This window comes from Halorhodospira neutriphila, from assembly GCF_016584055.1.
In the GTDB taxonomy this organism is placed as follows: Bacteria; Pseudomonadota; Gammaproteobacteria; order Nitrococcales; family Halorhodospiraceae; genus Halorhodospira; species Halorhodospira neutriphila.
Map to the genome: position 1 here is coordinate 22,129 of NZ_NRSH01000009.1, position 6,879 is coordinate 29,007.

Here is a 6,879-nt window from a genome sequence, read left to right on the forward strand (position 1 = left end):
GTATGGCGGATAACGGCCAAGCGGTCTTCGCCGCCGTCGATCTCGGCTCCAACAGCTTCCACATGGTGGTCGCCGCCGCCGATCCCGAGGCGGGGACCTTCCGGATCATCGACCGCCTGCGCGATCCCGTCCGCCTCGGGGCGGGGCTCGATGCCGAGAAGCGGCTCACGGACGCGGCGCGGCAGCGGGCGGTGACCTGCCTCGAGCGCTTCGGCGAGCGCCTGCGCGAGGTCGACGCCAGCAACGTCCGCGCCGTCGGCACCAACACCCTGCGCCGCGCCCGCGACGCCGGCGAGTTCCTCGATACCGCCGAGCAGGCCCTCGGCCACCCCATCGACATCATCTCCGGGTTCGAGGAGGCGCGGCTGATCTACCTCGGCGTCGCCCGCAGCCTCGGCTTCGACCAGCGCCGCCGGCTGGTGGTGGACATCGGCGGCGGCAGCACCGAGCTCATCCTCGGCGTCGGCGAGCAGCCGGAGAGCATCGAGAGCATCCACCTCGGCTGCGTCCAGCTGACCGACGAGTTCTTCGCCGACGGGCGCATCAAGGGGCGGCGGATGAAGGACGCCGTGGTGCGCGGGCGCCTGGAGCTCGAGCCGGTGGAGGCCGGGCTGCGGGCGCTGCCCTGGGCGCAGGTGGTCGGCGCCTCGGGCACGGTGCGCGCCGTGGCCGAGGCGTGCGCCGGCCGCGGCTGGTCGCCGCCCGGGGTCATCACCGCCGAGGCCCTGAAGCGGCTGCGCGAGGCCGTCGTGGACGCCGGCGAGTGCAAGCGCCTCGACGACCTCGGCGTCTCCGACGACCGCCGCCCGATCTTCCCCGCCGGCGTGGCGGTGCTCAGCGCCGTCTTCGAGGCCCTCGGCGTCGAGCGCATGGAGGTGGCCGACGGCGCCCTGCGCGAGGGCGCGCTCTACGACCTCGGCGGCCGGCTCGGCGTGCTGAGCGCCGTCGAGGACGCCCGCCGGGCCACGGTCACCGCGCTGCGCCGGCGCTACTCCGTCGACACCGACCAGGCTGCCCGGGTGGCGGCTACCGCCCGGCGGCTGCTCGAGCAGGCGGCCCCGGCGTGGGGGCTGGCCGAGCCCTTCTACCGCGACGTCCTCGACTGGGCGGCGCAGCTCCACGAGATCGGCCTCGACATCTCCCACTCCCAGTACCACAAGCACGGCGCCTACATCCTGCGCAACGCCGACATGGCCGGCTTCTCGCGCCAGGAGCAGCAGCTGCTGGCGCTGCTGGTGCGCGTCCACCGCCGCAAGATGTCGCGCAGCGAGATCAAGTCCCTGCCCGAGCGCTGGCGCGCCAGCGGCCAGCGCCTGGCCGTGCTCCTGCGCCTGGCGGTGCTCCTGCACCGCAGCCGCAGCGAGGACGCCGTCATCGAGCCGGGGCTCGAGCCCAGCGGCGACCGGCTCCGGCTGCGCTTTCCCGAGGGGTTCCTGGCGGAGAGCCCGCTGCTCGGCGCCGACCTGGCGCAGGAGCAGCGCTACCTGGCCAAGGCCGGCCTGAGCCTCGAGCTCGACGACTAGGCGTCCTGGGCGAGCTCCTCGAGCAGGGCCTGCTGGGCGCTGTAGGGCGGCTCGTCGCCGGGGGGCTCGGCGCGCGTGTACTGGCCGTGGCGGTCGAGCAGCCACGCCTGGCGGTTATCGCGCAGGTACGCCTCCAGGTCGTGGACGATGCGCGCCCGGGCCTCGGGGTCGTCCACCGGGAAGGCCGTCTCCACGCGCCGGAGGAAGTTGCGGTCCATCCAGTCGGCGCTGGCGCAGAAGACCTCCGGGCTGCCGGCGTTGCCGAAGTAGTAGACCCGGGTGTGCTCGAGGAAGCGGCCGATGATCGAGCGCACCCGGATGTTCTCCGAGATCCCGGGGATGCCCGGGCGCAGCACGCACATCCCGCGGACGATGAGGTCGACCTCGGCGCCGGCCATGGAGGCGCGGTAGAGGGCCTGGATGGTGCGCGGCTCGGTCAGGGAGTTGACCTTGGCGATGATCCGCCCGCCGTGGCCGGCGGCGGCGTGCTCGGCCTCGCGCTCGATGCGCGCGATGGTCGACTCGTGGAGCGTGAACGGCGCCTGCAGCAGGCGGTGGAGGTCCTTGAAGCGGCCGAGGCTGGTCAGCTGCAGGAAGATGCGCCGGACGTCCTCGGTGATCTGCCGGTCGGCGGTGAGCAGGCCGTAGTCGGTGTAGAGCCGGGCGGTCCGGGCGTGGTAGTTGCCGGTGCCGAGGTGGACGTAGTTGGACAGGCGGCTGCCCTCGCGCCGGGTGACGAGCACCAGCTTGGCGTGGGTCTTGTAGCCGACGACGCCGTAGACCACGTGGGCGCCGGCCTCCTGGAGGCGGTTGGCGAGGCTGATGTTCTCCTGCTCGTCGAAGCGCGCCCGCAGCTCGACGATGACCGTCACCTCCTTGCCCGCCTGCGCCGCCTGGACGAGGTTGTCGACGATGGCCGAGTCGGGGCCGGTGCGGTAGAGCGTCTGCTTGATGGCGAGCACGTTCGGGTCCTGCGCCGCCTGGCGGACGAAGTCGATCACCGGCAGGAAGGACTGGAAGGGGTGGTGCAGGAGGATGTCGCGCTCGCGCATGACCTTGAACAGGTCCGAGCCGCTGCTCAGCGCCGGCGGCAGCCCCGGGGTGAACGACGGGTACTTGAGGTCGGTGCGGTCGACCATGTCGTAGACCGCCATGAGGCGGTTGAGGTTGACCGGCCCGTCGACCTGGTAGAGGTCCTCGCGGCCGAGCTCGAACTCCGCGAGCAGGAAGTCGGCCATGTCGTCGGGGCAGTTGGCGGCCACCTCGAGCCGCACCGCCTGGCCGTAGCGCCGCTGCGGCAGCTCGCCCTCGAGGGCGCGCATGAGGTCGTCGATCTCCTCCTCGTCGACGAAGAGATCGCCGTTGCGCGTGACCCGGAACTGGTAGCAGCCGCGCACCGTCATCCCCGGGAAGAGGTCCTCGACGAAGGTGTGGATGATCGAGGAGAGGAAGACGAAGTCGTGGGGGCCGCCGCCGGTCTCCTCGGCGGGCAGGCGGATGACCCGGGGCAGGGCGCGCGGCGCCTGGACGATGGCGTAGCCGGAGTTGCGGCCGAAGGCGTCCTTGCCCTCGAGGGAGACGATGAAGTTCAGGCTCTTGTTGAGCACCTTGGGGAAGGGGTGCGCCGGGTCGAGGCCGAGGGGGCTGAGCACCGGCAGCAGCTGGTTCTCGAAGTACTCGCGCAGCCACGCCCGCTGCCGCGCCGTCCACTGCTGGCGCCGGACGAAGCGGATCGACTGCTCGGCGAGCGCGGGAATGAGCTGCTCGTTGAGCACGCGGTACTGCTCGTGGACGATCTCGTGGGCGAGCGAGCCGGTGGCCCGGAGCACCTCCTGGGGGCTGCGCCCGTCGGGCTCGGTCTGCACCGAGCCGAGCTCCGCCTTCTGCTTGATGCCGGCGAGGCGGATCTCGAAGAACTCGTCCATATTCGTGCTGAGGATGCACAGGAACTTGAGCCGCTCGAGCAGCGGCACGCTCGGATCCTTGGCCTGCTCGAGGACCCGGCGGTTGAACTCGAGCAGGCTGACGAGGCGGTTGGAGTAGAGCTCAGGCTGCTTGAGGTCGACCGCTTCATCCATATCCGGCATCAATTCTAGGCTGAGGCTGCGGCGAAATTCCACGATAATAGCAGTCAGGTACCGGAGGGGCTATTTCCCTTCGATGACAGACGATGGCCACGACAGGAGGGGACACGATGAGTGACGAAGAGGGCGAGCAGGCGCCCGGGGCGGCCTCGGACCCGGGCGAGCAGCGGCGCCTGCAGCGCCGCCTGGACCAGGCCCTGGCGGGGATGGTGCTCTACGAGCGGCCGTGGTGCCCCTTCTGCATGCGGGTCAACCTGACCCTGCGCAGCTTGGGCATCGAGATCGAGCGCGTGGACATCGGCGCCGACCCCGAGGCCGCCCGGCGGCTCGAGGCCGAGGGCGGCAAGCGGATGGTCCCGTGCCTGTACATCCCCGACAGCGGCTCGGGGCAGTGGCTCTACGAGTCGGCGGACATCATCGCCTACCTGCGCGCCCTGGTCGAGGAGATGGCCCCGAGCGGCGAGGGCTAGCCTACTCCGCCGCCGCCCTGCTTGCCCCCAGGCGCTCGAGCAGGGCGCGGTCCGGGTAGCCGTCGGGGGGCAGGCCGCGCTCGCGCTGGAAGGCGCGCACCGCGCTGCGGGTGTTGGGGCCGATGAGCCCGTCGACCTTGCCGCTGTCGTAGCCGCGCTCGTTGAGCCGGCGCTGCACCGCCCGGACCTCGTCGCGCTCGAGCAGCGAGGCCTCCGGCGGCGCCGGGGTGCGCAGCGGCGGCTGGCCGTCGATGCGGTCGGCGAGCACGCCGACGGCGACGGCGTAGGAGACCGACGGGTTCCAGCGCAGGATCTTGCGGAAGTTCTCGTAGACGAGGAAGGCCGGGCCCCCGATCCCCATGGGGAGCAGCAGGGCGGCCTCGATCCCGCTGTCCGGCAGCGCCGTGCCGTCGGCGCGGCGCACCCCGGCGCGGGCCCACTCGGCGACGGTGCGCGTCTCGTCGAGGCCGAAGCGGCCGAGCTCGAAGCCCTCAGCCAGGGTCACCTCCCGCCCCCAGCGCTCGCCGCGCTGCCAGCCCATCGCCTCGAGGTAGCTCGCCGCCGAGGCGAGGGCGTCGGGGACGCTGCCGCGCAGGTCGACGCTGCCCGAGCCGTCGTAGTCGACGGCGTGGTCGCGCAGCGTCGTCGGCATGAACTGGGTGTGCCCCATCGCCCCCGCCCACGAGCCGTAGAGCTCGCCGGGCTGCAGCCGCCCCTCGCCGACGAGGGCCACGGTCGCCTCGAGCTGGCGGCGGAAGAAGGCCTCGCGCCGGCCGTCGCAGACCAGCGTCACCACGGCGTCGACCACCGGCATACGGCCGAAGTAGGCGCCGTAGGCCGTCTCCATCCCCCACAGGGCCACGAGGTAGCGGGGGCTGACGCCGTACTCGTCGTGCAGCCGCCAGAGCAGCCCCTCGTGCTTGCGGTACATCCGCCGGCCCTGCTCGATGCGCTCCGGGGTGACCCGCGCCTCGAGGTACTCGGAGAAGTGCTGCAGGCTCTCGGGCTGGGCGCGGTCGAGCTCGACGATGCGCTCGCGGAACTGGACCTCGCCGAGGGTGGCCGCGATGGCCTGCGGCGCGTAGCCCTCGGCGCGCAGGTCGTCGCGCAGCTCGCGCACGCACTGCTGGAAGCCCTCCGGGCCCTCCGCCGCGGCGGTACCGGCCGGCAGGAGGGCGGCGGCGAGGAGCAGGAGGAGAGGAGCGGTGTGCTTGGGCATGGCGTTGAGGGAGCGCTCGGGCGCCAACGCAGCTGGAGTATTGGAGTGTAAGATACGCGCCCGGAGGCGTCGACGCCCGCACTTTTCTGCAACCGAGGGAGGAGGCATGTACCCGCTGCTGCGCCGCCTGCTGTTCCAGCTCGAGCCCGAGCGCGCCCACGAGTGGACCCTGGGAGCGGGGGCGTGGGCCGCGCGCCTGGGGGCGTGGCCCGCCCTGACGCCGATGCCGGCGGCGCCGCGGCGCGTCATGGGCCTCGAGTTCCCCAACCCGGTGGGCGCCGCCGCCGGCTTCGACAAGGACGGCGCCTACCTGCCGGCGCTGCGCCGGCTCGGCTTCGGCTTCGTCGAGCTCGGCACGGTGACCCCCCGGCCGCAGCCGGGCAACCCGCCGCCGCGGCTCTTCCGGCTGCCGGCCCACCAGGCGCTGATCAACCGCATGGGCTTCAACAACGCCGGCGCCGAGGCCCTGGCCGAGCGCGTCGCCGGGACGGCCTACGCGGGGGTCATCGGCGTGAACATCGGCAAGAACCGCGACACCCCCGCCGAGCGGGCCGCCGAGGACTACGCCAGCGCCCTGGCCAGCGTCTACGCCGTGGCCGACTACGTGGCGGTGAACCTCTCCTCGCCGAACACCCCGGGGCTGCGCGACCTCCAGCGCGCCGCGCCGCTCACCCACCTGCTCGGCCGGCTGTACGTCGAGCGCGACCGGCTCACCGAGCTCTACGGCAAGCGCGTGCCCCTGGTGGTCAAGATCGCCCCGGACTGGGAGCCCGGCGAGCTCGACGCCGTCCTCGACACCCTGCTCGAGCAGGGCGTGGACGGCATCGCCGCGACGAACACCACGCTCTCCCGCGAGGGCGTGGCCGGCGCCGCCCACGCCGGCGAGCAGGGCGGGCTCAGCGGCGCCCCCCTGCGCGAGACGGCCGAGCGGGTCCTGGAGACGGTAGTGGGGCGCTGCGCCGGCGAGGCCGCCCTCATCGGCGTCGGCGGCATCCTCTCCGGGGCGGACGCCGAGCGGCGCCTGGCCCTCGGCGCCGACCTCGTGCAGCTCTACACCGGCCTGGTCTACCGGGGGCCGTCCCTGGTCCGCGAGGCGGTCCTCGCGGCGGGGCGCCGTGAGGCCTAGCTGCTTGTCTCGCGGGCGGCTGGCGCCCAGAATAGAGCGCTACACGGAGAGGTGGCTGAGTGGTCGAAAGCACCCGACTTGAAATCGGGTGAGGGCGCAAGCCCTCCGGGGGTTCGAATCCCTCCCTCTCCGCCAGGCTGCCTTCCAGCAGTCTGCCTTCCCAAAGTGTCCAGTTAAGCTGACACTGGACGTGAAGCGACTTCCTTCCTATTGCGGCTTCCGGGTACGAGTCGCTACCGTGAACCCGTCGAAAGCCCATTCTAATGGCGTGGGTGAGGGCCATGGAGGCCCTATGTGATTCGCTTTCACCCCCTTCTAGAATGGACCACAAATTGCTCAATCGGACGCTCGTACCTCGCGCCGGATAGCGCATTGTCGGATAATACCTGCATAGGATTAGAAGATGGAGCTTGAGCGAGATAGCAAGAACCACCTCTATGCGGGGGGGGGGGGGGGG

The 6,879-nt window shown here is 72.1% G+C and carries 5 protein-coding genes and 1 tRNA gene; 4 read left to right on the forward strand and 2 right to left on the reverse strand.

Annotated features, from left to right (window positions below; translation table 11 throughout):
• Window positions 1-2: 2 nt before the first annotated feature.
• Window positions 3-1,523, forward strand: coding sequence for a Ppx/GppA phosphatase family protein (locus tag CKO13_RS01925; RefSeq protein ID WP_200256274.1), 1,521 nt, complete (start codon window positions 3-5; stop codon window positions 1,521-1,523).
• Here CKO13_RS01925 and ppk1 read toward each other — a convergent pair.
• Window positions 1,520-3,601, reverse strand: coding sequence for a polyphosphate kinase 1 (gene ppk1 / locus CKO13_RS01930; protein WP_200256275.1), 2,082 nt, complete (start codon window positions 3,599-3,601; stop codon window positions 1,520-1,522). The genes CKO13_RS01925 and ppk1 overlap by 4 nt on opposite strands.
• Window positions 3,602-3,717: 116 nt before the next feature.
• Here ppk1 and CKO13_RS01935 point away from each other — a divergent pair, with 116 nt between their 5' ends.
• Window positions 3,718-4,077 (forward strand): glutaredoxin family protein, encoded by a 360-nt coding sequence (locus CKO13_RS01935; protein WP_242467837.1) that lies wholly within the window; start codon window positions 3,718-3,720, stop codon window positions 4,075-4,077.
• Window position 4,078: 1 nt separating this feature from the next.
• Here the strand turns inward: CKO13_RS01935 and CKO13_RS01940 are convergent, their stop codons facing one another.
• Window positions 4,079-5,296 carry a lytic murein transglycosylase gene (locus tag CKO13_RS01940; RefSeq protein WP_200256282.1) on the reverse strand — a complete coding sequence of 406 codons (1,218 nt, stop codon included), beginning with the start codon at window positions 5,294-5,296 and terminating at the stop codon, window positions 4,079-4,081.
• A gap of 106 nt (window positions 5,297-5,402) precedes the next feature.
• Here CKO13_RS01940 and CKO13_RS01945 point away from each other — a divergent pair, with 106 nt between their 5' ends.
• Together CKO13_RS01945 and CKO13_RS01950 are read left to right on the forward strand one after the other, a co-directional pair.
• Window positions 5,403-6,422, forward strand: coding sequence for a quinone-dependent dihydroorotate dehydrogenase (locus CKO13_RS01945; RefSeq protein ID WP_200256278.1), 1,020 nt, complete (start codon window positions 5,403-5,405; stop codon window positions 6,420-6,422).
• 45 nt (window positions 6,423-6,467) lie between these two features.
• A tRNA-Ser gene (locus CKO13_RS01950) sits at window positions 6,468-6,557 on the forward strand.
• The last annotated feature ends 322 nt before the right edge of the window (window positions 6,558-6,879 follow it).